General features: G+C 70.1%; 20 protein-coding genes and 1 riboswitch. Of the genes, 8 read left to right on the top strand and 12 right to left on the bottom strand.

The features are described 5' to 3' along the window. Window positions 1–23 precede the first annotated feature (23 nt). Window positions 24–791: a nuclease-related domain-containing protein gene (locus Pth03_RS19690; RefSeq protein WP_239119189.1), complete on the bottom strand. Its 768-nt coding sequence runs from the start codon at window positions 789–791 to the stop codon at window positions 24–26. A 194-nt stretch (window positions 792–985) separates the two neighbouring features. Between Pth03_RS19690 and Pth03_RS19695 the strand changes: the two genes are divergently transcribed. Next, entirely contained in the window at window positions 986–2,413 is a 1,428-nt protein-coding gene (locus tag Pth03_RS19695; RefSeq protein ID WP_203945786.1) for an amidase, read from the top strand. Window positions 2,414–2,419: 6 nt separating this feature from the next. Here Pth03_RS19695 and Pth03_RS19700 read toward each other — a convergent pair whose 3' ends face one another. The 4 genes from Pth03_RS19700 to pepN form a co-directional block, all read right to left on the bottom strand. Then, complete coding sequence (locus Pth03_RS19700) at window positions 2,420–3,403, bottom strand: hypothetical protein (RefSeq protein ID WP_239119190.1); 984 nt, start codon at window positions 3,401–3,403, stop codon at window positions 2,420–2,422. Then, window positions 3,400–5,271, bottom strand: coding sequence for a DUF2207 family protein (locus Pth03_RS19705; protein ID WP_203945787.1), 1,872 nt, complete (start codon window positions 5,269–5,271; stop codon window positions 3,400–3,402). Before Pth03_RS19705 ends, Pth03_RS19700 begins: the two co-directional genes overlap by 4 nt. A gap of 2 nt (window positions 5,272–5,273) precedes the next feature. Beyond that, window positions 5,274–5,825 (bottom strand): LemA family protein, encoded by a 552-nt coding sequence (locus tag Pth03_RS19710; RefSeq protein ID WP_203945788.1) that lies wholly within the window; start codon window positions 5,823–5,825, stop codon window positions 5,274–5,276. A gap of 252 nt (window positions 5,826–6,077) precedes the next feature. After that, on the bottom strand, window positions 6,078–8,645 hold the full coding sequence (pepN, locus tag Pth03_RS19715; RefSeq protein ID WP_203945789.1) for an aminopeptidase N: 2,568 nt from the start codon (window positions 8,643–8,645) through the stop codon (window positions 6,078–6,080). Window positions 8,646–8,933: 288 nt separating this feature from the next. On the opposite strand from pepN, the gene Pth03_RS19720 reads away from it, so the two are divergent. Beyond that, a complete protein-coding gene (locus Pth03_RS19720) occupies window positions 8,934–10,340 on the top strand; it encodes an aldehyde dehydrogenase family protein (protein WP_203945790.1) in 1,407 nt (468 codons plus the stop codon). A gap of 3 nt (window positions 10,341–10,343) precedes the next feature. On the opposite strand, the gene def is transcribed toward Pth03_RS19720, so the two are convergent. Continuing rightward, window positions 10,344–10,832, bottom strand: a complete 489-nt coding sequence (def, locus tag Pth03_RS19725; protein ID WP_203945791.1) for a peptide deformylase — start codon at window positions 10,830–10,832, stop codon at window positions 10,344–10,346. Window positions 10,833–10,964: 132 nt separating this feature from the next. On the opposite strand from def, the gene Pth03_RS19730 reads away from it, so the two are divergent. Next, on the top strand, window positions 10,965–11,432 hold the full coding sequence (locus Pth03_RS19730) for a ribose-5-phosphate isomerase (RefSeq protein ID WP_203945792.1): 468 nt from the start codon (window positions 10,965–10,967) through the stop codon (window positions 11,430–11,432). Window positions 11,433–11,456: 24 nt separating this feature from the next. Here the strand turns inward: Pth03_RS19730 and Pth03_RS19735 are convergent, their stop codons facing one another. Then, on the bottom strand, window positions 11,457–11,639 hold the full coding sequence (locus Pth03_RS19735; RefSeq protein WP_203945793.1) for a hypothetical protein: 183 nt from the start codon (window positions 11,637–11,639) through the stop codon (window positions 11,457–11,459). Between the two features lie 9 nt (window positions 11,640–11,648). Beyond that, window positions 11,649–12,875, bottom strand: a complete 1,227-nt coding sequence (locus tag Pth03_RS19740) for a GNAT family N-acetyltransferase (protein WP_203945794.1) — start codon at window positions 12,873–12,875, stop codon at window positions 11,649–11,651. 118 nt (window positions 12,876–12,993) lie between these two features. On the opposite strand from Pth03_RS19740, the gene Pth03_RS19745 reads away from it, so the two are divergent. After that, window positions 12,994–14,106: a PP2C family protein-serine/threonine phosphatase gene (locus tag Pth03_RS19745; protein ID WP_203945795.1), complete on the top strand. Its 1,113-nt coding sequence runs from the start codon at window positions 12,994–12,996 to the stop codon at window positions 14,104–14,106. 143 nt (window positions 14,107–14,249) lie between these two features. Next, complete coding sequence (gene lanKC / locus Pth03_RS19750; protein WP_203945796.1) at window positions 14,250–16,814, top strand: class III lanthionine synthetase LanKC; 2,565 nt, start codon at window positions 14,250–14,252, stop codon at window positions 16,812–16,814. Between the two features lie 23 nt (window positions 16,815–16,837). On the opposite strand, the gene Pth03_RS19755 is transcribed toward lanKC, so the two are convergent. Then, window positions 16,838–17,443, bottom strand: a complete 606-nt coding sequence (locus Pth03_RS19755; RefSeq protein ID WP_203945797.1) for a response regulator transcription factor — start codon at window positions 17,441–17,443, stop codon at window positions 16,838–16,840. Window positions 17,444–17,633: 190 nt separating this feature from the next. Between Pth03_RS19755 and Pth03_RS19760 the strand changes: the two genes are divergently transcribed. Then, window positions 17,634–18,938 carry a M50 family metallopeptidase gene (locus Pth03_RS19760; protein WP_203945798.1) on the top strand — a complete coding sequence of 435 codons (1,305 nt, stop codon included), beginning with the start codon at window positions 17,634–17,636 and terminating at the stop codon, window positions 18,936–18,938. 20 nt (window positions 18,939–18,958) lie between these two features. Here Pth03_RS19760 and Pth03_RS19765 read toward each other — a convergent pair whose 3' ends face one another. Then, window positions 18,959–19,468 (bottom strand): DinB family protein, encoded by a 510-nt coding sequence (locus tag Pth03_RS19765; RefSeq protein ID WP_203945799.1) that lies wholly within the window; start codon window positions 19,466–19,468, stop codon window positions 18,959–18,961. A 51-nt stretch (window positions 19,469–19,519) separates the two neighbouring features. Continuing rightward, window positions 19,520–20,458: a rhomboid family intramembrane serine protease gene (locus tag Pth03_RS19770; protein WP_203945800.1), complete on the bottom strand. Its 939-nt coding sequence runs from the start codon at window positions 20,456–20,458 to the stop codon at window positions 19,520–19,522. 706 nt (window positions 20,459–21,164) lie between these two features. On the opposite strand from Pth03_RS19770, the gene Pth03_RS19775 reads away from it, so the two are divergent. Both Pth03_RS19775 and Pth03_RS19780 read left to right on the top strand, forming a co-directional pair. Further along, a complete protein-coding gene (locus Pth03_RS19775) occupies window positions 21,165–21,782 on the top strand; it encodes a SigE family RNA polymerase sigma factor (protein ID WP_203945801.1) in 618 nt (205 codons plus the stop codon). Then, on the top strand, window positions 21,779–22,411 hold the full coding sequence (locus Pth03_RS19780; RefSeq protein ID WP_203945802.1) for a hypothetical protein: 633 nt from the start codon (window positions 21,779–21,781) through the stop codon (window positions 22,409–22,411). The genes Pth03_RS19775 and Pth03_RS19780 overlap by 4 nt, the downstream gene beginning before the upstream one ends. 354 nt (window positions 22,412–22,765) lie before the next feature. Here the strand turns inward: Pth03_RS19780 and Pth03_RS19785 are convergent, their stop codons facing one another. After that, on the bottom strand, window positions 22,766–23,677 hold the full coding sequence (locus Pth03_RS19785) for a coiled-coil domain-containing protein (RefSeq protein ID WP_203945803.1): 912 nt from the start codon (window positions 23,675–23,677) through the stop codon (window positions 22,766–22,768). Window positions 23,678–23,711: 34 nt separating this feature from the next. Continuing rightward, window positions 23,712–23,848, bottom strand: a riboswitch (cyclic di-AMP (ydaO/yuaA leader). Between the last annotated feature and the right edge of the window lie 38 nt (window positions 23,849–23,886).

The raw sequence follows: 23,886 nt of genomic DNA on the forward strand, positions 1-23,886 counted from the left end.
CGGCTGCTGAGACCGGTGGTCCACTACTCGGGATAGCGCGGCGGAAGCACCCGGTCGGCGGCCCGGTAGATCGACTCGATCTCGGCGGTCGTGAGCGACCTCTCCCGCTTGGTGATCCACTTGCGGACGAGGCTGCCGGAGAAGACGTCGACGTCGCGGATGTTGAGGATGCGCCACGGGATCGGCGGGCCGTAGATCGCCAGCGACGGTACGACCGTGACCTCGCGTCCCAGCGCCTTGCTGATCAGATCGCCTGCCTGCGTCGCCTCCCACCGGGCCTCGTCGAGCCGGGGCTTGCGGTTGAACGGCCCGTGGAACAGCTTGCGGTGCGACTGCACCCGCACCGGCAGGCGCTTGTCCCACTTCTCCGAGTCCACGGCGTAGACGCCGGTCGGGCCGACGACCAGGTGGTCGATCTGGGCCTCGCTCGAGGGGATGGCACGCGCATGGAGAGTCCGGTAGCCGTTGCGCTCCAGCTTCTTCAGCTGCGCCTCCGTCCGCCGCTCCGCCGCCGAGGCGCGCCGCCAGGCGGGCACCGACGACACGGTCCTGGCCCGGTAGACGGTGTCGGCGACCGCCGCGATGATCGCGAAGGTGACGCCCAGCCGCCAGCTGGTCAGCAGCACCCCCGTCACGGCGCCGACGCTCACCGCGAGCAGGGCGCGCAGCCGCAGATGGCGGTAGCGGGGATGCTGAAGCAGACTCTTGACAGACGCACGCTCGACCGGCGCGTATGTCGACGCCGGAGCGTCAGGCGGTGTCGGGGGGCGTTCCGACGGGTGGTCACTCACCCAGATGGGTGACGTATCGTGACCGTCTTCTGGCGCTAGACCGGTATCCACATCACTCACCGTAATTGAGTGGTCGGCGGGTGCCTAGTGTTGGATGGTTCATACTTTTGTGGCCTGCTTGAGTTGATTCGCCGTGCCGCGGGCTGGGTATCTTCTCTAGATATCTCGCCCGCTTCGGCTTACCGTTCAGTAGCGTGGCGCACATTCATGATCTTACCGCCCTTGATCAGGCGGCCGCCGTACGAACGCGGGAACTGTCCCCGGTAGAGATCACCGAGCACTATCTGGAGCGCGCCGAACGGCTCGGCGGCGCCGTCGGCGCGTTCGTCACCCTCACCGCCGAACGGGCCCTCGATCAGGCGCGCGAGCAGGAGGCGCTCGTCACACGGGAGGACGCGGCCGATCTCCCGCCGCTGCTGGGCGTGCCGGTCCCGATCAAAGACCTCAACCTCGTGAAGGACGTGCCGATCCGCTTCGGGTCGGCCACGTACGAGGGGTTCGTCGCCCCGGTGGACGACAGCGTCGTCGAGAAGCTCAGGGACGCGGGCACGATCATGCTCGGCAAGACCAGCACGCCCGAGTTCGGGCTGCCGTGCTACACCGAGACCTACGTCGGCGACCCCGCGCGCACCCCGTGGGATCTGACCCGGTCAGCCGGAGGGTCGAGCGGGGGAGCCGCCGCCGCCGTGGCCGCGGGCCTCGCTCCCGCCGCCCAGGGCAGCGACGGCGCCGGATCGATCCGCATCCCCGCCTCCGTCTGCGGCCTGTACGGCATCAAGCCGACGAGAGGGCGGGTCTCGTGGGCGCCCATCGTGCCGGACCTCGCGGGTCTGTCGACCAACGGCCCGATCACCAGGAACGTCGCCGACGCCGCGGCGCTGCTCGACGTGATGACGCACAACAACCCGGGGGACCTCTACTGGGCGCCTCCGCCCGCCCTGGGCTCGTTCTCCGCCTACGTGGGCAGGGATCCGGGCCGGAGGCGCATCGCCCGCTACGCCACCCCCGCCGTTCCCGGAGCCGAGGTCCACCCCGACGTGCTGGCCGCCTACGAGAGCGCCTCGGCGGTGCTGGAGGCGCTCGGCCACGAGGTCGTGGAGATCGCCCCTCCGTTCGGCGGCGACATGGTGCCGGAGTTCGAGAAGTTGTGGTTCGGCTTCTCGTGCATGCATCCGGTCGCCAAGGAGATGGAGTCGAAGCTGCGCCCGCTCACCGCCTGGCTGAGAGAGCGCGGGCAGGCCGTGCCCGCCCCGGCCTTCCTCCAGGCACAGTCGGCGCTGCAGCTCGCCACCCGGTTCGCCATGCTGGTCACCGACGCCTTCGACGCGGTGCTGACCCCCACGGTCACGCAGCCGCCCGTGCCGGTCGGCTGGTTCGAGGACGTGGACTCCCCGGAGGAGACGTTCGAGCGGATGAAGCACTTCGCGCCGTTCGCCGCCATGTACAACGTGAGCGGCCAGCCGGCCGTCAACCTCCCGCTCTACTGGACGCCCGACGGGCTGCCCGTCGGCGTGATGCTCGCCGGCGCCTTCGGCGACGAGGGCACCCTCATCTCGTTGTCGGCCCAGATCGAGGCGTCCGTGGGCGGCTTCTGGGGCGAGCGCCGCCCGCCCGTCTGGTAGAGCCGGTCAGCCGAGCAGGTGAACCAGATGGGCGCTCACGTCGGCGAGCAGGCCGCCGGGACCCACGGGCGCGGCGGCCACCGCCGACAGCAGGGTGGGCAGGCCGGGAAGCGGGAAACCGTCGTCCGCTGCCGCCTCATGGCCCACGGCGGTCCTGGCCAGGTGCGCGCGGCTGCGCTCCCAGGCGTCCAGCACCTCCTCGGCTGAGGGAACGCCGAAGCCGTGTCCGACCGGGGCGGCGTGGCGGAGCCGTACGAGGGGGGAATTGGCGAACGCCAGCGCCACCTCGGCACGCCGCGCGAGGTCCTCGCGGTCGGGCACCCAGTCCATCGCCGGGCACGGGTGGCGGCATCGCGCCACGCACGTGGCGAGGGCTCCGGCGACCTTGCTGTGCTGCCGGTCGAGGTAGGCCCGCCAGCCGGTGGAGGGCTCGACCGCCACCCGCAGCGTGCGCTCGGCGGCCGACTGCTCGGCCCGCGTGTGTGCGCACACCCGGTCGCCGATGACGCCGAACCTGCTGCCGGGGGCGCGCAGCCCCTCCGGCCACCGGACCGGGTCGCCTCCGTGCCCGAGCGCGGGCTCGAACGCGAGGAGCGGAAGATACTCGCTCGCGATGTGGACGGCGGCGATCATCGCGCTGAACTCACGCCGCCGCCAGCGGGCCTCGATCACATCCAGGAAGAGGCCGTACGCGGGGCGCATCGACTCCAGCGCGCCCCGGGGCTGCGATTTCGCCGTCTGCGGCATGTTGCAGTCGCGGGCCCGCCTGCGCAGGTCGGCGGGCACGGCGTGCGGGCTGACCTCGGCGGCGAAGTCCTCGGCGTCGAGCGTCAGCAGCCGCTGCCCGAACTCGCAGGCCGTGACCACCAGCTCCACACGCTCGCCGTCCTTCAGCACCGCCGGCGCGAGAGCCCCGACGTCGCCGAAGGAGTACCTGCCGGCCAGGGCGACCAGCAGGTCCCGGGCGGAGTCGATCCGCAGGCCCGTCACCTGCGCCCTTGCGGCAGGCGGCTCATCCGCTCCGCGGCCGTGTGGGCCAGGTCCATCATCTTGTCCGACGACGGCGGCCCCGAGGCCGACGTCACGTGGATCATGAACGTGCCCTGGTCCGTCACGACGCTCACGATTCCGGGGTGGAGCATCGCGTTGATCCCCAATCCCTTGATCTGCCGCCCCTGGGCCCGTGACAGGGCGGAGGGGAGGACCATGAGCGTGCGGGATCGCCTGCCCGTTCCGGCGTGCACGTCGACTGTGGTGCCCGTGGCCGTCCGGTAGCGGATCGACCGGATGCGGACCACGGCGGGGAGCACCGGCGTGTCCGTGTACGCCTCAGCGGGACCCACGTCGAGCCCCAGGGCCTGCTTGATGTCGGCGGGGGTGACCAGGTCTGCCGGGCGCACACCTCCCTCGTCCTCCGTGTCCTCGTTCCTGGTGCGACCCGGGATGACCTTGACCTCGCCGAGGTGCTCCGGGGCGTCGATCTTGTGCTCCCCGGTGTCGTCGTAGGTGGTGCCGCGAGGGCGGGCACGCTCGAGGACCTCGATGTTCCTGATCCAGCCCAGCTTCCGGCCGGCGACCGCCCGCACCCGGTCGCCCTCGCTGAGGGGGCCATAGTGCTCGGCGGACAGGCCGAAGGCGTCGACCTCCCGGGAACGGCCCTCGTCGATGGCGCAGTAGTAGGAGGGGTTCGACGGGCTGTCGCCACTGGATTCGCCGAACACCCGCAGCCGGACGATCTGTCCCTCGATGACGGTGTTGCCGCTGTAGTCGATGATCGTGAAGGCGATCGGGATGGCCGCGATGGTCCCGGCGATCAGCAACGGTGTGGGTACGAGCAGCGCCTGCGGCCACAAGTCGTAGGCCGTGGCGAAACCCAGGCCGATGAAGACCCAGACCCCGATCATCATGCCCGCGAGCAGACCGTGGCCGATCAACGTCAGCGGCTTGCGACCCCAGAACCTGCGGGACCGGTAGCGCACCTGGACGGGGTGCCACATGCCGCCGTAGTCGGACCACGCCCGGTTGGCGTCGGCCGTCGTGGTGATCGGCAGGCTCGTCACGGCGCGGGGTGCGAGGCCGAGCGCCGCGGCGTACGCCAGATGCCGGCCCCAGATCGTGACGGACGCGGCGGGCTGCTCACCGAAGCGCCCGGTGTCGGCCAGGTGCTTCTGCACCCCCAGCCAGCGGCCCGCCGTCTCGGCGCCGAGCTTGGTGCCGCGCTCTCCGTTGAGCCTGCTCATCAGGCCGCCGAGCAGCAGCAAGCAGAAGAATCCGGCTGCGACGCCGGGGCTGCCCTCCGAGTCGGGGGTGTCCGCCGCGAAGCCGGAGGCTTCTGCCGCGATCCCGACCATCACCGCGACACCGGCCGCCGTCACCCAGAGGAGCGCGGCCTGGGCCTTGCTCCAGCGCATACGGGACAACCCCAGCGCCCGGGCCTCGACGATCACCTTCTTGCGGAAGCTCTTCCGCCAGCGGCCGATGTCACGCGAACCCTCGGCGAGGGCCCCGGTCGCCACGACGCCGTCGACGGCGAGCGAGCGGACATGGTCGTAGACGAGCTTCTCGTAGGGCTTCAGGTCGCCGGGCTCGCGGCGGAGCCGTACGAGTGAGAACTCGGGGCCGACCTCCTCGATCGCCAGGGCGCCCTTGGCGGCCAGGTCGAGCACCGTGGCCGAGGCCGCCTCGCCGGTCAGCCGCCAGCCGCCGGTGATCAGGTCGACGAGGGCGGGGGACTCCTCGCCCAGAGCGCCGGTGGCAGGCCCTGGCTTGACGTCCGGGGTCTTGGTCGCCATGGCCATCGAGAACAGGAGCAGCAGCCAGACGCCGGCGGCGACGGCTGCGCCGATCCACAGCGTCATGGCTAGAACCGCACCTGAACCGTGCCGCGCTCCTCGCCGGGGGCCTGGAAGTAGACCCGCGCGGTGAACCCGGTCATGCCGGCGACGATGTTGGCGGGAACCGTCTGGATCGCGTTGTTGTAGGTGAGAACCGCGTCGTTGTAGTACTGCCGGGAGTAGGCGATCCGGTTCTCCGTGGTGGCGAGCTCCTCCTGGAGCTCGGCGAAGTTGCGGCTGGCCTTGAGGTCGGGGTAGGACTCAGCGACGGCGAACAGGTTCTTCAGGGCTCCGGTGAGCGCGTTCTCGGCCGCTGCCCGGTCGGCCGGGCCCTGCGCGTTGATGGCCGTCGACCGCGCGGCGGTCACGGCCTCGAGGGTCTGCCGCTCGTGGGCCGCGTAGCCCTTCACCGTCTCCACGAGGTTGGGGATCAGGTCATACCTGCGCTTGAGCTGCACGTCGATCTGCGCCCAGGCGTTGTCCACCGCGTTCCTGCTGCGGACCAGGCGGTTGTAAACAGAGACGATCATCAGGGCCAGCACGGCCACGATGACGATCACGACGATCAAAGTAATCACGGGGGGCCTCCTGGAAGGGACGTTAGAACGGGACCTTCCGTGCTGTAAACGATCCCGCGCGATCATGTCACCGCTGGTGGCTTGCATCGCGCTTGCGCGGGGCTTTCATACCGCCGATCAACTGGTGAAAGGCGCGAGACGCCGCCTCCCGGCGACCGGTGGGAGCGGCCGCCGGACGCGGGCAGGGAAGAGAACGCCGGAGGCCACGGCGCGTGTGCACCGTGGCCTCCGATCCTCAGATCCGGGCTGGACTCACTCCGCCGAGACGTCCTTGGCCCTGGCCCGCAGCGCACGGCCGATGCCGTCGGCGCCCTCGAGCAACAGCCGCCGCAGCGCGTGCGGAGGCTGCGTTGCCGAGATATGGTCCTGGGTCTTCGCCACGGTCTCCGGGCTGATCAGCAGGGCGGGGTAGCAGCCGACCACGAAGTTCTGCGCTGAGTCGAAGGTCCACTCCGCCCAGATCCGGCCCACCTCGTCGAGGTACTTCTGTCCGTACGGCTCGAGCAGGTCGACATGGTGCGGGTCCATGAAGCCGAGGATGGTCGAGCGGAGCAGCGCGCCGCTCAGCCCGCCGCCCACGATCGTGTTCCACGTCCGCGCCTTGGCCTCCGCCGTGGGGATCGAGGCGCGGCTCAACGCCGCGGACCGCTCACCCGTGGCCGTGGCGTCACGGGCCAGCTCGGCATCGATGTCGTCCGCGCCGAGGACTCCGCCGGAGACCAGCGCATGCGTGAGCGTCCAACGCAGGTCGGTGTCGACCGCGAGGCCCTCGGGAACGGCGGTGCCGTCGAGGACGCCCCGCACGAACGCCAGGTCGTCGGGTGACGTGGCGACCGCGGTGAAGGCGTTGACGTAGGCCAACTGGTGGTCCGAGCCGGGCTCGGCCGTGCCGATCAGGGCGCGCAGCGCCGCGGCGAGCCGGGCCAGGCCGGTGTCGCGCCAGACCGGGTCGGCGTACTGCTGGATCGCCTGCCGGGCCTGGCGGAGCACCGCCTGCACGACCGTGATGTCCTTGACCGAGTCGATGCCCGAGATGACCAGAGCCACGTAGTCGCGGGTGGCCATCTCGCCGTCGCGGGTCATGTCCCAGGCCGCCGACCAGCACAGCGCGCGCGGCAGAGAGTCCTGGAATGCGGCGATGCCGCCGTTCACCAGCGTCTCCAGCGACCGCGAGTCGAGCCGGACCTTCGCGTACGTCAGGTCGTCGTCGTTGATCAGCACCAGGTCGGGCCTGACCTCGCCGACGAGCTCGGCCACGGGGGTGCGGGAGCCGACGACGTCGAGCTCGACCCGGCGGGTCCGGGTGAGGACGCCGTCCACCAGGGAGTACAGGCCGACCGCGACCCGGTGCGAGCGCAGCGTGGGATGCTCCTGCGGCGCCTCCTGCAGCACGTCGAAGGTCAGGAAACGGCCCTCGTCGTCGGTGGTGAACGACGGGCGCAGGGTGTTGACCCAGGAGGTCTCCAGCCACTCCTTGGACCACGACGACAGGTCGCGGCCCGAGGTGCGCTCCAGGGCCGACAGGAGGTCCTGCAGGGTCGTGTTGCCCCAGGCGTGCTCGTTGAAGTAGTCGCGCACGCCGGCCAGGAAGTTCTCCAGCCCGACGTAGGCGACGAGCTGCTTGAGCACCGAGGCGCCCTTGGCGTACGTGATGCCGTCGAAGTTGACCTCGACCGCCTGCATGTCCGGGATGTCGGCCGCGATCGGGTGGGTGGAGGGCAGCTGGTCCTGCCGGTACGCCCACGCCTTCTCGACGTTGGCGAACGTGGTCCACGCGCCCTGGCCCCAGCGGGTCGCCTCGGCCTGGCACAGCACGGACATGTACGTGGCGAACGACTCGTTCAGCCACAGGTCGTCCCACCAGCGCATGGTGACGAGGTCGCCGAACCACATGTGCGCCATCTCGTGCAGGATCGTCTCCGCGCGGCGCTCGACCAGCGCGTCCGTCACGCGGGACCGGAAGACGTAGTCCTCCAGGAAGGTGACGGCGCCCGCGTTCTCCATGGCGCCCGCGTTGAACTCCGGCACGAACAGCTGGTCGTACTTGCCGAACGGGTAGCGCAGGCCGAAGACGCGGTGGAAGAAGTCGAAGCCCTGCTTGGTGACCTCGAAGATGTTCTCGGCGTCCAGGTGCTCGGCCAGGGAGCGGCGCACGAAGACGCCCAGCGGGATGCCGTCGTGCTCGTCGCGGACCACGGCGTACGGCCCGGCGATGAGCGCGGTGATGTAGGTCGACATGACGGGAGTGGGCGGGAAGTGCCAGCGCCGCGCCTCCTGGAGTGTGCCGTGCCGCCCGTGGTGCTCGTCGAGCGCCTCGACGGAGTCGGGGGCGGCGTTGGAGACGACCTCCCAGCTCCCCGGGGCGAGGACGGTCAGCTCGAAGGTCGCCTTGAGGTCGGGCTGGTCGAAGCACGCGTACATGCGGTGCGCGTCGGCCGTCTCGAACTGGCTGTGGAGGTAGACCTGCTGGTCGACGGGGTCGACGAAACGGTGGAGGCCCTCACCCGTGCGCATGTAGGACGCGTCGGCGTCGATGCGCAGCTCGTTGTGCTCGGCCAGCCCCGGCAGCGGGATGCGACCCTTCTCCGCGTCGTAGGACGCCGGGTCGAGGTCGGCGCCGTTCAGCACGATCTTGCGAACGTGCGCCCCATGCAGGTCGATGAAGGTGTCGGCCCCCGGGCGGGTGGAGGTGAAGTGGACCGTCGTGATGCTCTCGAACCGGTCCTCCCCTTCCGTCAGATCGAGTTCGACCCCGTACGACTGGACGGTCAGCAGCCGGGCTCGCTCCCGGGCTTCGTCACGCGTCAAATTGCCTGCCACACCTGCTCCTCAAGATGCACCATCGCCCCGATCCCCCTACGCCCCGTCGCGAGAGGGTTCCCTGAATCCTGCCATGCCAGGCCGACAACCCGGCATTCAAGTCGTCCCCTACCGGGATTAACGGCGCCGACGCCCCCGCGGCGGCGGCGATACCCGTTCCTTCTTACTGGCGGAAGTGGACCTTGAGAGGCCAGTATTGACAGGGGAAACCGCGTATCCCGTCCTGTCCGGCATGCGCGGCCGCAGACGCTCACGACAAGGACAGCCGCCGCGCGAGGATGAGGGTTGATGCGTCACCTTTACGTGAATGGAGCCTGGACCCCTTCGGCCTCCGGCGAGGGCATCGACGTGATCAATCCCGCCACCGAGGAGGTCGTCGACCGCGTCCCCTCGGGATGGCCGGGTGACGTCGACGCCGCGGTCACGGCGGCGCGCGCGGCCTTCCCCTCCTGGTCCGGTACGGCTCCCGCCGAGCGGGGCAAGCTCCTCGCGGACGCCGCCCGGCTGCTGGAGGAACGCGCCGGCCAGATGGCCGAGACGATCGCCACGGACATGGGCTCCCCGCTCCGTTTCGCGCTGAAGGTTCAGACCCTGATGCCCGCCGGAGTGCTGGCGTCCTACGCGGAGCTCGCGGAAACCTACGAGTTCGACGAGGGCAAGGTCGGCAACTCGCTGGTCGTCAGGGAGCCCGTTGGTGTCGTCGGCGCGATCACCCCGTGGAACTATCCGCTCCACCAGGTGATCTGCAAGGTCGCTCCGGCGCTCGCGGCCGGCTGCACGGTGGTGCTCAAGCCCAGCGAGGTGGCCCCCCTCGCGGCCTACGCGCTGGCGGACATCTTCCACGAGGTCGGCCTGCCACCCGGCGTCTTCAACATGGTCAGCGGTTACGGCCCGGTGGTCGGCGAGGCGATCGCGACCCACCCCGGCGTCGACATGGTGTCGTTCACCGGCTCGACGGCGGCCGGGAGGCGGGTGGCGGCGCTGGCGGCCGAGACGGTCAAGAAGGTCGCGCTGGAGCTCGGCGGAAAATCGGCCAACATCATCCTTCCCGACGCCGACATCGAGACCGCGGTCAAGGCGGGCGTCGCCAACGCCTTCGTGAACTCGGGCCAGACCTGCACGGCGTGGAGCCGCATGCTCGTCCACTGGGACCAGTACGACGACGCCGTCGCCCTCGCCGTCCAGACGGCCGGCGCCTATGTCCCCGGTGACCCGTTCGCCGAGGAGACCCGCCTCGGGCCCCTGGTCTCCGCCGCCCAGCGCGCGCGGGTGGTCCGCTACATCAACCGGGGCCATGAGGAGGGCGCCCGGCTCGTATACGGCGGCACGGACAACCCCGTCGGCCGGGGTTTCTACGTCGAGCCCACGATCTTCGCCGGCGTCGCCCCCGGGATGGCCATCGAGCAGGAGGAGATCTTCGGTCCCGTACTGTCGGTCGTCCCGTACGCCTCGGAGGACGACGCCGTCTCCATCGCCAACGGCACGCCGTACGGCCTGGCGGGGGCGGTGTGGGCGGGCACGGACGACAAGGCGCTGGCCGTGGCGCGCAGACTGCGCACGGGACAGGTGCACGTCAACGGCGGCCGGTTCAACCCCCAGGCGCCCTTCGGCGGCTACAAGCGCTCAGGCGTCGGCAGGGAGCTCGGCCGACACGGCCTTGAGGAATACCTCGAGGTCAAGGCCATTCACGTGTGAAGACTACGGCGTCTGGAGGAGGATCTTCCTGCGTTCGTCCTTGGCCAGCCGGTCGACGTAGAGGGTGCCCTCCAGGTGGTCGAACTCGTGCTGGAAGCAGCGCGCGAGCATTCCGCGCGCCTTGACCTCCACCGGCCGGCCGAGCCTGTCCAGGCCGCGGATCGTGGCCCCGGCGGCCCGGGGGGTCGGCGCGTACAACGGCTTGCCGGTCTGCTTCCCGGGCACCGACAGGCAGCCCTCCTCCTCGACGACCTCCTCGGGGTCGTCGACGACCAGCTCGGGGTTGATCACGTGGCCCTTGCGGTTGCTGATGTCGTAGACGAACAGCCGCCTCGCGACGCCGATCTGGGGCCCGGCCAGGCCGACGCCGTCGGCGGCGTACATGACCGAGAACATGTCGTCGATCAGCCGCCGCAGCTCCTTGTCGAAATCCGTCACCGGTTCGGCGGGCGTGCGCAGGACCGGGTCGCCGACATAACGGATCTCACGCATGACGCTCCCGCGTGCTCTTGCGGGCCACGACTCGCCCGCAGGGGGAATGTAAGGACCCAGATAGGGTCACGTCTCTTACTCTAATGCAGCCCCCACGTCGTGTCTCCTGGAGGAACCTGCGAAACTTGAACCGTGCGTGTCTACATCGGTTCCGACCATGCCGGCTACGAGCTCAAGAACCACCTGGTCGCCTGGCTCAAGGACCAGGGCCACGAGGTCGAGGACTGCGGGCCGTCCGTCTACGACTCCGAGGACGACTACCCGCCCTTCGTGCTCCGCGCCGCGAGCGGCGTCGCGGCCGACCCGGGCAGCCTGGGCATCGTGATCGGCGGATCGGGCAACGGCGAGCAGATCGCCGCCAACAAGGTGCGGGGCGTCCGCGCAGCGCTCGCGTGGAGCGAGGAGACCGCCAAGCTCGGTCGTCAGCACAACGACGCCAACGTGATCAGCGTGGGCGCCCGGATGCACTCCGTCGAGGACGCGGTGCGGTTTGTGGAGATCTTCCTCGCCACGCCGTTCTCCGGCGAGGAGCGGCACGCCCGCAGGATCGACCAGCTGGCCGAATACGAGGAGACCGGCGAGCTGCCGCCGCTTCCGTAGCCGCTGGTCAGCCGCTGGTCAGCGCTAGTCCTCGGGGCGGGCCGTCCTCTCGCCGTTGCCGTCGGTGCCCCGGCGCGATTCCCGCCGGGGCGTCTCGTCGCGCAGAGGGCGGCGGTCGGCCGCCTCCTGCTGCTCGGCCGTGGGGCGCGACACGTCACGCGCCCGCATGGCCGTCATCGCGGTGATCTGCAAATTCTGCAGTGCCATGCCGCAAGCCTAGAAGACCAGTCCCGCCCAGGGCCTCGGGTCCCAGGACATCGCGGTGGAAAGCTCGCGCAACGCTCCCTCGCGGTGCTCCCGGACGATCCCCGCTCCGGCGAGCGCGGTCAGCGGCCTGCCGCCGAGGTAGGCCGCGCCCAGGACCTCCACGGGCAGGGTCAGGTCGGCGGGGTCGTCGGTGCGCTCGCAGGACGCCTTGTCGGTGGTGAGGCGCCACCGGCCCGCGTTCCACGGGCAGACCTGGTCCTCGACCTCGATCACCAGGTCGGCCGGGGCCGTGTAGGAGCGTGAGGCCAGGGCACGGTCGACGTCAACGAGCCGCACCCACAGCTCGTCCACCCAGCCGGCGTTCAGATGACGCGGTTCGGCGAGCAGGTGGATGACCGGGTCGTCCACGGGGCGGTTCCACGCGAAGACCCGCGAGCACAGGTCACGGTCGAGCACGCTGCGCCAGACCATCGCGTACGCCGCGGGGTCGACCGCGAACAGCTCGGACAGGCGCAGTTCGCCGTCGGGAACGTCGTGATCGGTCGCCCCGGGCTTCACCCGGAACAGGGCGTAGCCGCGCGGGCCGTCGTCGTCCTCGGCGATCACGCAGCGCAGCGGCCCCAGGCCCCGCCTGTCGTGGTCGTCGTCGGCGAGCACCTCGTGCCGCCAGCGCGGGTCCGACCTGGCGTACATGCCGGGACGGGAGACGCGCACCGCGTCGAAGACCGTGCGGAACGCGGCGAGCTCCTCGGCCGGCTTCGCCACGCGCAGGCGCAGGGCGGGGTCGGAGGGGGCTGTCCGGACGAAGGCCGAGCCGTGCTTCGGGATGCGGAAGAAGAAGTTGTCGGCGGCCCTGCCGTACCCGAACCGGCCGTAGATGCCCGCCTCCGAGGCGTAGAGCGCGGCGACGGCCTCGCCGCCGTCATGCAGGTCGTGGAGCTGGCGGGTCATCAGGGATGTCAGCACGCCGCGGCGCCGGTGGGAGGCCAGCACGCCGACGGCGGTGACGCCCGCGACCGGGATCGGGCCGCCGGGGACCGTCATGCTGAAGGTGTAGACGCTGGTGCAGCCGACCATGACGTCGCCGTCGAAGGCGGCCAGCGACCGGTCGATCTCCACGAGCTCCCGCCAGCGATCGGCGGCCACCGGGGGATTGGAGGAGTTGAACGTCTCGTAGTCGACGGCCGCGAAGGCAGGCCACTCAGACTCGGTGATGGGACGAACCTCGACAGTCACCCACCCCACACTAGGAGCAGCGTGTGATCGGCAGCCACCCAATATGCGTGACCGATGATCAAGGTCTTGGTCAAGTGGGTGCCTTCACGTGGGTTGGGCGGATACAGTCGAGCCCATCATGAGTTCCCGTCCCGCCCCGCTGATCCCTCCCCGGGTGCGCGCGCTGCTGGGACGGGTGCCTCTGCTGGTGCCGCTGGTGCGGTTCGTGCGCAGGCTCTCGGCCAAGGACCGCAACCTGCTGATCGCGCTGGTCGCCGTCACGCTGCTCATCGGCGTGCTCGACGCGGAGGTCTCGGCCTACTGGTTCTCGCCGTCGCTGCTGATCCTGGTCACGCTCATCGGCGGCCTGCAGCTGCGGCTGCGCAGCCTCGTCGTCCTGCTCTGCACGGTCGCCCTGTCCCTGAGCTACATGGAGGCGGTCAGGCGGGTCGGCAACATCGGGCCGGGCTTCCTGATCACCATGTGCTTCACGGCCGTCCTCGCCTGGCTGATGGCCCGCACCCGGGGCAAGCTCGGCGTGCAGGGCCTGCGCGGCGACGCGATGCTGCTGGAGCTGCGCGACCGGCTCAAACGGCAGAGCGAGCTGCCGCCGTTCCCCAAGGAGTGGGGCGGCAAGGTGGTGCTCAAGCAGGCCGGCGGCTCCTCCTTCGGCGGCGACTTCGTGGTGTCCCTGCGTGAAGGCGACAACGTCGAGATGGCCGTCGTGGACGTCTCCGGCAAGGGCGTCGACGCGGGAACCCGTGCGCTTATGCTCTCGGGCACGTTCGGCGGCCTGCTCGGGTCCGTGGACGACTTCCTGGCCGCCTGCAACACCTACCTGCACAGGCAACTCGGAGACGAGGGCTTCGTCACCGCCGTGCACCTGACCCTCGACCTGTCGACGGGGGCCTACACCATCACCTCGGCGGGCCACCCTCCGGTCGTGAAGTTCGACGCGGGCACGGGGACCTGGCGGGTCTCCACGGCCAAGGGCGTCGTGCTGGGCGTGGTTCCCGACCTGCACTGCGAGGCCGACAGGGGCGTGCTGCGCAAGGGCGACGCGCTCATGCTGTTCACCGACGGCCTCATCGAGCAGCCCGGCCGCGACATCGACGCGGGGCTCGACCGGCTGCTGGGCGAGGCCGAGCGGCTGCTCCCCTCCGGCTTCCGCGACCGCGCCCGCCAGCTCGTCCAGTCGATGACCTCGGGCCACAACGACGACTGCGCCCTCGTCCTCATCTGGCGCCAGTAGCACATCCCGGCCGTACGGATCCGCGACAGGGCCGGAATCGTCACGCCATGTAATCGCCCATGCGCGTATCGTGTGCCACGTCAACGGCCGCGCGCACGGCGGCCCCGGTCCCGGTACGGCCGGCAGCTGAAAAGGGGCGGATCATGGAGAAGCGGTACGAGCCTTACTGCCGTGCTGATCCGGCCTTCTACGACTCGCCCCTGACGGGCCTCGACGACTCCGGCCTTGACTACGCGCCGGCCCACCGTGCCGTGCCCGGAGGCTGGGTGCGGACGGTCCGGGCCGACTGGGTGATCTACCAGCCCGTGGCGGGCGAGCTGCCCGGCCAGGGATGGAAGATCCACGTCTCGGCCCGCATGGACGAGGCCGCCGAGATCCTGGACAAGGTCGCCGGCTACTGCCTGGAGCGGGAACTCGCCTTCAAGTTCCTGCGCTCGCCCGCCGTGCTCCACCTCAACAACGCCGAGCACACCGCCCCCGGAGCGAGCGGGAAGTTCATCACCGTCTATCCGGCCGCCGAGGCCGTGCTGGAGACCGCCCTCGCCGAGCTCGGCCGCCTGCTCGACGGCCATCGCGGCCCGCGCATCCTGAGCGACCTGAGATGCGGCGACAGCGTGCTCCACGTGCGCTACGGCGGCATCGCCGAACGTCGCCGCGTCGTCGAGGACGGGTGGTCGCAGCCGGCCGTCGTCGCGCCCGACGGCACCCTGGTCCCCGACCGGCGGGAGGCCGCCTTCACGATGCCTCCCTGGGTGACGCCCCCGCCGTTCCTCGGCCCGCACCTGGAGTCGCAGGGCGGCGCGCCGGGGGCGGCCCTGCCGTACAGGATCGAACGCGTGCTGCACCGGACGAACGCGGGCGGTCTCTACGTCGCGAGCGATCCGGCGACCGGCGAGCGCCTCATCCTCAAGGAGGCCCGCCCGCACGCCGGGCTCGACAGGCACGGCGCCGACGCGGTCACCCGGCTCGAACGCGAACGCGAGGTGCTGGAGCGGCTCGCGGACCTCGGCGTCGTACCGGTGCTGAGGGACCACCTCGTCGCGGGAGAGGACCACTGGCTGGTGATGGAGCCGGTGACCGGAGAGCCGCTGAGCGAGGTGTTCCCCACGCGTTATCCCCTCGGCGGGGCGGAGGAGGGCGACCTCGACGGCTACGCCCTGTGGGCGACGGAGATCTGCGCCGAGGTGGAAGACGCCGTCATGAAGGTCCACATGAACGGGTTCGTGCTCGGCGACCTCGACATGTCGGCCATCTACCTCCGGCCGGGCGGCGGGGTGACGCTGATCGGGTTCGACGCGGTCAGGCCGGCGGCAGAGGCCACCGGGACAGGACTGGCGAGCCCCGGATTCGGGGCGCCCGATGGTTTCGTCGGTTTCGACGTCGACAGGTTCGCGCTGGCCTGCCTGCGCTTCGCGCTCTTCCTTCCACTCACCGAACTGTTCCTGCTCGACCGGGGCAAGGCCGCCGAACTGGCCGAGGTCATCACGGACCGTTTCCCCGTCAAGGAGGGCTTCCTGCGGCCCGCGGTCAGGATCGTGGGCGGGGGAGCCGCCCGCAGCACGCCCGCGATGGGCACCTGGCAGGAGATGCGGGCGTCGATGGCCGGGGCGATCCTCGCCTCCGCCACCCCGGAGCGTGACGACCGGCTCTTCCCCGGAGACGTCGCCCAGTTCGACGCGGGCGGTCTCGGGTTCGCGCACGGCGCGGCCGGGGTGCTGTACGCCCTGTACGTGACGGGCGCGGGCCGCGCCCCCGAACATGAGCGGTGGTTGCTCGACCGGGCCCTGCGCGGGGCGGCCGGCGGCAGGCCCGGCTTCTACGACGGCATGCACGGCGTCGCACACACGCTGGCCGTGCTCGGCCACCACGAGGCCGCCCTCGAGGTGCTCGACGCCGCCGGGGACCCCTCACGGGCGGTGGGCACGGACCTGTACGGCGGGCTCGCCGGGATCGGCCTCAACCAGATCTATCTCGGAGAGCTGGACGACGCCGTCGAGACCGCCGGAATGATGGCCGACCGGCTACCCCGGCAGGTGCCCGGCGTCAGCGGCGCGGCCGGGCCGTACGCCGGGTTGATGTACGGGGCGTCCGGCCCGGCCCTGCTGTTCGTCCGCCTGTTCGAAAGGACCGGCGACGTGCAATGGCTCGACCGGGCGGAGGAGGCGCTGCGGCTCGACCTCGCCAGATGCGTCGTGCAGGCGGACGGATCGTTGCAGGTCAACGAGGGCTGCCGGACCATGCCGTACCTCGACCGAGGCAGCGTCGGCATCGCGTGGGTGCTCGGTGAGCTGCTGCGCTACCGGGCCGATCCGGAATTGTCGGCGGCACGCCATCGGCTCGATCGGGCCGCCAGGTCGCACTTCTACATCCAGTCGGGCCTGTTCACCGGCAGGGCGGGGATCCTCGCCTATCTGTGCAGAGACAGGGAGGGCGGCTGGGGGATCGAAGACCCCGAGGCGTCCCGCCAGCTCGCCGCGCTGTCGTGGCACGCGCTCGCCTACCAGGGACACCTGGCCTTCCCCGGAGAGCGGCTGCTGCGGTTGTCCATGGACCTCGCCACGGGGACGACGGGGGTGCTGCTGGCCGCCGGGGCGGCGCTGCACGGGGAGCCGGTCGGGTTGCCGTTCCTGAGCGGGGCGATGCCGGCGAACGTCCTCGGGCGCGTGAGCCGTACGGCACCGGCGGCACGCGAGGCCGATAACGGGTGAGCGAAGGGGCGAGCCGTCGTGGGCTAGAGCCATCCGGCGTCGCGGGCGATCCTGACCGCGTCGACGCGACCCCGGGCCCCGGTCTTGCAGATGACCCGCGACAGGTGATTGCGGACGGTGCCGACCGACAGGCGGAGCTGGTCGGCGATCTCCTTGGACCGGGCGCCTCCCGCGGCCAGACGCATGACGTCGAGCTCGCGGGGGGTCAGCGGGTTGTCGGCCGCCTCGATCGCGGCGACCGCGAGGTCGGGGTCGACCACGCGATGGCCGGAGCTGATGCGGCGGATGCCGTCCGCGAGCTGTTCCGGCCCGACCTGGATGCTCATGTAGCCGAGGACGCCCGCCGCGAAGGCCCGCTTGATGTGACCGGGGTTGGGCTGGGGGGCGAGGACCATCACCCGGCACCGGGGCACCTTCTCGCCCAGCCTGGCGGCCGCCCCGAGGCCGTCCATCCCCGGCAGGTCGACGTCGATGACCGCCGCGTCGGGCCGGACGTCGAGCGCCGCGGGGACGATGTCCTCGGCCGAGGCTACGTCCGCCACCACCTCGAGATCGCTTTCGCCGTCGAGCGAGGCGACGAGGCCTCGCCGTACCAGTGGAAGGTGTTCGGCAACCAGGATCCGAATCAAGACGCTCCCCTCAGCGCGGTCTTTCACAGGGTGATCGAATGGATGCGTACTGTCAACGAAGTGTCTCGTTCTGGTCGGCGGGCCGCAACCTGAGCCTCATTCGGCTGAGCCGGGGCGCGAGCGGGGTGGGCTACCCTCGAAAGGTGCGACGACTGGCAGGACACTTTCTCCGACTCGGGGTGACGCGCTGATGATCCTGCTCTTCTTGGCCGGCTTCGCGATCGTCTTCGTGGGACTGCTGGTGTCCATCGCCCTCCACGAGATCGGGCACCTCGTTCCGGCCAAGCTTTTCAAGGTGCGGGTCACGCAGTACATGGTCGGGTTCGGTCCCACCATGTGGTCGCGCAGGCGCGGGGAGACCGAATACGGCATCAAGTGGGTGCCGCTCGGCGGCTACATCCGGATGATCGGCATGCTGCCTCCCCGGCCGAGCGACGACCCGACCAAGCTGCGCAGCGTCTCCACGGGCCCCTGGCAGGGACTGATCGAGAACGCCCGGGCCGTGGCGTTGGAGGAGGTCAGGCCCGGTGACGAGGACCGGGTGTTCTACCGCAAGCCGTGGTGGCAGAAGGTCATCATCATGACCGGCGGCCCCGCGATGAACTTCGTGCTCGCGTTCGTGCTGTTCGCCGTCGTGATGATGGGGTTCGGCGTGGCGATGCAGAAGCCGGTCGTCTCGACGGTGTCCAAGTGCGTGATGCCGATCAGCGAGGCGGACAACCGGCAGTGCGGGCCCAGCGACCCCCCGACGCCCGCGAGCCTGGCCGGACTGCGCCCCGGCGACCGCCTCACGTCGGTGGACGGCACGCGGGTGACGTCGTGGGACCAGGCGAGCCGGCTGATCCGCACGCACAAGGCGGGCGCCGCGGCGCTCGGGATCGAGCGCGCAGGGAAGCCGATGACGGTGAACGTGACCCTGGTCGCGCACGACATGCCGTCCCTGGACGACCCCTCCAAGATCGACAAGGGTGTCGGCTTCCTCGGCGTGACGCCTGTCACCGTGACCGAGCGGGTGGGCCCCGGCTACGTGGCGGGGCAGATGTGGGGCTTCGTCGAGAAGACGGCCGCGGCGATGGTCAACATCCCCGGCAAGATGGTGGGCGTCTGGCACGCGGCCTTCTCCGACGGCAAGCGCGACCCCAACGGGCCCATCGGCGTCGTCGGCGTCGGCCGCATCGGCGGGGAGATCGCCACGTCGGACCTGTCGGCGGAAAACAAGATCGTCTTTTATATCCAGCTTCTGGCGAGCCTCAACCTGGCCGTCGGCATGTTCAACCTCATCCCGCTGCTGCCGCTCGACGGCGGGCACATCCTCGGCGGGCTCTGGGAGGGCCTCAAGCGATTCCTCGCCCGCGTGCGGCGCAGGCCCTCACCCGGGTACGTCGACGTCGCCAAGGCCCTGCCGCTGACCTACGTCATGGCCGCGCTGCTGCTCGTCATGGGCGGCCTGCTGATCTACGCCGACCTGGTCAACCCCGTCCGCATCTCCGGCTGAGTCTTCCGGGCGCCGGGCCGCTACTCGCCGGTGACGCCGTCGATCTGCTCGCGTATGAGGTCCGCGTGGCCGTTGTGCCGCGCGTATTCCTCGATCATGTGCACGAGGATCCAGCGGTGGGAGTACGTCACGCCGCGCGCCTCCCGCTTGGCTGGCGTGTCGAGGTCCGGGTACGCGGCCGACACGGCGCGCGCGGCCTCGACCTCGGCCCGCCACGTCGAGAACGCCTCCCCTACGGAGGCGGTTTCGACGTCGTCGAACTCGCCGTCGGGGTTCTCCAGGCTGTAGTAGAGGTGATCGATGTCCTCGCCGTTCAGCCTCATACGGAACCAGGCGCGCTCGACGCCGGCCATGTGCCGCACCAGGCCCAGCAGCGACAGGGTGGACGGCGTCGACGGCCGCAGGCGCAACTGCTCCTCGCTCAGGCCGTCGCACTTGAACGCCAGGGTCTCGCGGTGCCAGTCGAGCCAGGCGGTCAGCATCTCGTGCTCGCCCGCGGAGGCGGGAGGGGCGATTCGTTTGTCAGGCATGCTGTGATCCTGCCGGGAAGCGGTGATCGATGTCATGCGATTTCCGCGGCGTCACAAGGTGCCGGTGAGTCGGGAGGTCTTCAGCACGACCAGCACCACGAGTACGGCGAGGACACCGGCGGTCGCGGGCAGGTGCCACTTGCGGGGCAGGTGCGCCAGGCACAGGGCGACCCCTCCGCCTGCGAGCAGGCCGCCCAGGTGGCCTTCCCAGGAGGTGACCGTGGCGGAGATGACTCCCCAAAGCAGGAATGACACGATGAGCCGGCGCGCGCCGGCCGGGTCGTGGTTGAGCCGCCTGCTGAAGATGTAATAGGCGGTGGCGAGGCCGAAGATCGCGCCGGAAGCGCCCAGCGCGGCCTCGTCCGGGGCGATCAGGTAGCCGAGGACCGAGCCGCCCAGCGCGGACAGCAGGTAGAGCGCCGCGAAACGAGGTTTGCCCAGGACCTGCTCGATCACCCGGCCGAGGGTCCAGAGCCAGTACATGTTCAGCAGGATGTGCAGGATGCCGAACAGACCCTCGGTCGGCTGCAGGTGGAGGAAGGCCGAGGTGATGAGGCGGTACCACTCGCCGGTGGCGATGCCGACGGGGGTGAACGGCCCGCCGTCGGCGCCCACCAGGCTCGCCGGGTCCTGGTAGACGTACTGCTGGCCGTCCGCGCCGATGAGGCCGAGGCCCAGGTTCGTGAAGCGGTCGACGAGATCCGGGTAGGTCAGCTCACCCAGGTAGGCGATCACGTTGACCGCGATGAGGACGTACGTGACGGCGGGCACCACCGACACCTTGCCGCCGAAGACCGTGCGGGCCTGCCGTATGGACTTGTTGCCCTCCTTCACGCAGTCGACGCACTGGTGGCCGACCGACGCGGGCCGCATGCAGTCGCCGCACATGTAGCGGTCACATCTGACGCACCGGACGTGGCTCTCCGTCTTGGGATGCCGGTAGCAGACGGGGGCCGGGGCCTGCTCAGGCGCGGAAACCTGATCTTCCATGGGGGGAGTTCACCTCGTGCGGTGCCGGGGAGGGGTGCGGCTGGCGCAGCGAGGTTATCGGAGAAAGGCCGCGGCACGAGACTCCGGAAAGTGATCACGCGGGTGTGCGAGTCGCGGGGGCCAGACTCGCACACCCGCGTGACCGTGGGGGTGGGACAGATGGTGGGTCAGTACATCGAGATCTGATCAGCCCTTGATCGTGACCTGGGACAACTTCCGAACCACCGGGATGACCTGGCGTTGGCCGTCTCGGTGGTTCTCGGCATTTCGCGAATGATCACAGTGCCATGTGCCCTCACTGTGCCCTCCGGCCCGCTCGGACTATCAGCTTGGGAAGTCTTTCAACACCCTGCGGTCTGAGCTGGGGAAACGGTGACCTGGGCGTATGTGGGTCGAGTGACCGTGAGTCCCCGTGATTCCCCACTGGTTACCGACCGTACGGGCACGCAACGGGCACGGCATGGCAGCTGAGGGCCGGTGACGGATGGCGATGTGCGGCGGCGTTGCTCGGGGGCTCACAGATCCGAGGCGGCGGCCAGACCCACCCTCCAGACCCTGCCGGTCGGTCTGCGGCTGGGCTTCGTGCCGCGCTGGTCATCCCAGTGTGGTGGCGCGCCGGACCCCTGAAACCACCTTCGGCCGAGATCCGGTACTTCGGTGGGTGTCACCATGAAGGCCATGAGGTATGGCAGATCCTTGGTCGCCAATGAGCGCGTCCGTCGCGGCGCGCAGCTTGGGTGCGGTGTTTCCGAGACGCCGTGGCCGCCCGGGTAAAGGGATCCGGGCCTTCATGCGTAATTGGGGCGTGGAGCAAAGAGGACAAGAATTCACCAAGTTCTACACCGCCTCCAAGGATGACTGCCTGCGGATCGTGCTGGTCAACGTCGGCGACAGGCAGCTCGCCGAGGACCTGGTGGCGGAGGCGTTCACCCGGGCCTGGATGTCCTGGCGCAAGGTGCGTGATCACCCTGTCCCACGCGCCTGGGTGGTGCGGACAGCGCTGAACGCCCACGTGTCCTGGTGGAGGCGCCGCCGGCGCGAGCTGACAGTGGATGATCCAACAGCGTTGGCAGGCCTGGAGGGCAGCCAGTTGGCGGGTTCGGCGGACCTGAGCCTCGACCAGGCGCTGGTTGCGGCGCTCCGGTTGCTTCCGCTCAGGCAGCGCGAAGTGATCACGCTAAGGGTCTTCTTCGACCTGGATACCGATGCCACGGCGAAGCTGCTCGGCATCTCACCGGGGACCGTTGGCGCGCACCTGCACCGGGCGCTGGCCACGCTCCGCACGCAAACACAATCCTTCAGCGACCAGGAGGTCACCTCATGAACGACGACGACATGCTGGCGGCAATGCGAAGCTCCCTCACCAGCACCAAAGATGCCCTCACCCACGTGCACATGGACCAGCGGCCCGAAACGATCATCGCGCGGGCCCGCGGCCGCCGGCTGCGCCGTGGCCTGCCGGGAGTGGGCGCGGGCGCACTGGCGCTCGGGCTTGGCCTGGCGCTGTTCTTGCCCGGCGGTCACCCTGCCGGTCCCAGCGGCTCGCCGACTGCGTCCGGCGCACGTGACGCCCAGGGGGTCCACGTGAACCTAGCCGCATGGTCGGTCAATACGTCGCCGGCCGGCCTGGTGAACGTCACGATCCGCGAGCTGAAGGACCCAGCAGGGCTGAGCAAGGCCCTGGCCGACGCCGGCGTCCCCGTGGTGCTGACGTCCGGCCCCGTGTGCACATCCGACGACCAGCTGCAGATCTCCCGCGTGGTCCGCAAGCTGCCCGGGCCCGGCGGCCTTTTGATCACCATCAACCCGAAGGCGATGCCAGCCGGAACGGAACTGGTGATCGGGATCGGCACCCTCCGGATCGGGTCCCAGCAAGGGCCTGCTGCGGCGTTCGGCCTGCAAAAGAAGGGGTCTCCGCTGAACTGCGGAAAGCCCAAAGCAGCCACCAAGTAGCTCCCATCCCACTGGCCGCAAGCCAGGACGGCCAACCACACGACGGCCTGAACCGTGAACCCCATGCCAGCGGGCTCACGGTCCAGGCCGCGGCCACGGGTTCACCCTGCGGACGTACACGCACCTCATGCCTTCCAGCGCGGACCGTATGCGCGCGGCCATCGAGAGCGCGTGGTCCAAGACGCCGGCGGGCGGCTCAAGTGCCCTGGATGTGCCCTGAGCCGCCCGATGACCCCTGGGCGCGCCGCTCACGCCGGAGTGACGCACTCGCTGAATGTGCTGGTCACGCGGGTGTGCGAGTCGCGGGGGCAAAAACTCGCACACCCGCATGACCGTGGGGGTGGGACAGATGGCTCAGTACATCGAGATGTGCACGTGGTCGTAGTGGTTGGCGGTCGTCCCGCCGCGGTCCTCCATGGTCCGCCAGCCCGGACTGCCGAGGTTGTAGATGCGCTGCCGCCAGATCACGTACATGACGCCGAGCTTAGGCCCGTTCTTGATGGCCCAGGCGGCCACGTCGTCGCCCATGGCCTTCATGTCGGCGGTCGGCATCGCTCCGCCGGAGCTCATCATGAAGTCGCAGGCCCGCCCGAGCGGATGCTCGCCGCTGTCTTCGGCGCGGTAGCACCCGACGGTGTAGCGCAGGGAGAAGTGCTTCTCGACCTCGCTCTTCATCAGGCGCATGCGGGGAGTGATGTTGTCGGCGCCGCCGGGCAGCTCAGGGGCCCAGGAGCCGTTGGCGAGCCTGCCGGGGGCGAGGGGGATGAGCGCGTCGAGCTTGTTCTTGATCTGGCCGATGAGCTTCTGGGCATCCGCGCGCTGCTCGGCCACCTTGGCCGACTTGGCGGTGAGCTGGGCCGTCATCGCCTTGGCGGCGTCGGCCGCCTTCCGGCGGTCCTCCCGGATCTGGGAGAACCGCTCGATGAGGGCGACCTGTTCGGCCTGGAGCTGAGCCAGCACGGCCGACCCCGACGGGTCCGGCATCACAATGGCGTTGCTGGTCTGGTACTGCGCGGCGGCGAGATGGCCGACCTCCCGCTGCGCGGTCTCGTAGTCGCCTTCGGTCGAGGCGAGCCGGTCACGGGCGTCCTTTTCGGCCGTCTTCGCCTTGGCGAGCTCGACGCGGGTGGCGTTGTAGTCGGCGATCAGGCGGTCGACCTGCTTGCCCAGGGAGGCCAGCTGCTTCTTCAGCTGGCTTTCCGTGGGCTTGGGGGCGGCCTGGCTCGCCGTCGTCGTCCCGAACACGAGCACGGCAGGCACCAGCACCCCGGCGACCAGGGGCAGTAGGCGGGGCAGAGCCCACTCCTCTCCACATGCCGACCGGGTTAGCTGACGGGTTCGGGCTGGAGCTGCCCGGGCACGACGTGCCTTCACCCCATGTGCGAGTTGGGTCCCCGGTTCCCGGGCGAGGCGCCCGGGATTAGGCGTACCGGCTGCGTCAGCCGGTGCGATGGATAGTAGTGGTAAAGAACGGC

The sequence above is a fragment of the Planotetraspora thailandica genome (assembly GCF_016863335.1).
Lineage (GTDB): Bacteria > Actinomycetota > Actinomycetes > Streptosporangiales > Streptosporangiaceae > Planotetraspora > Planotetraspora thailandica.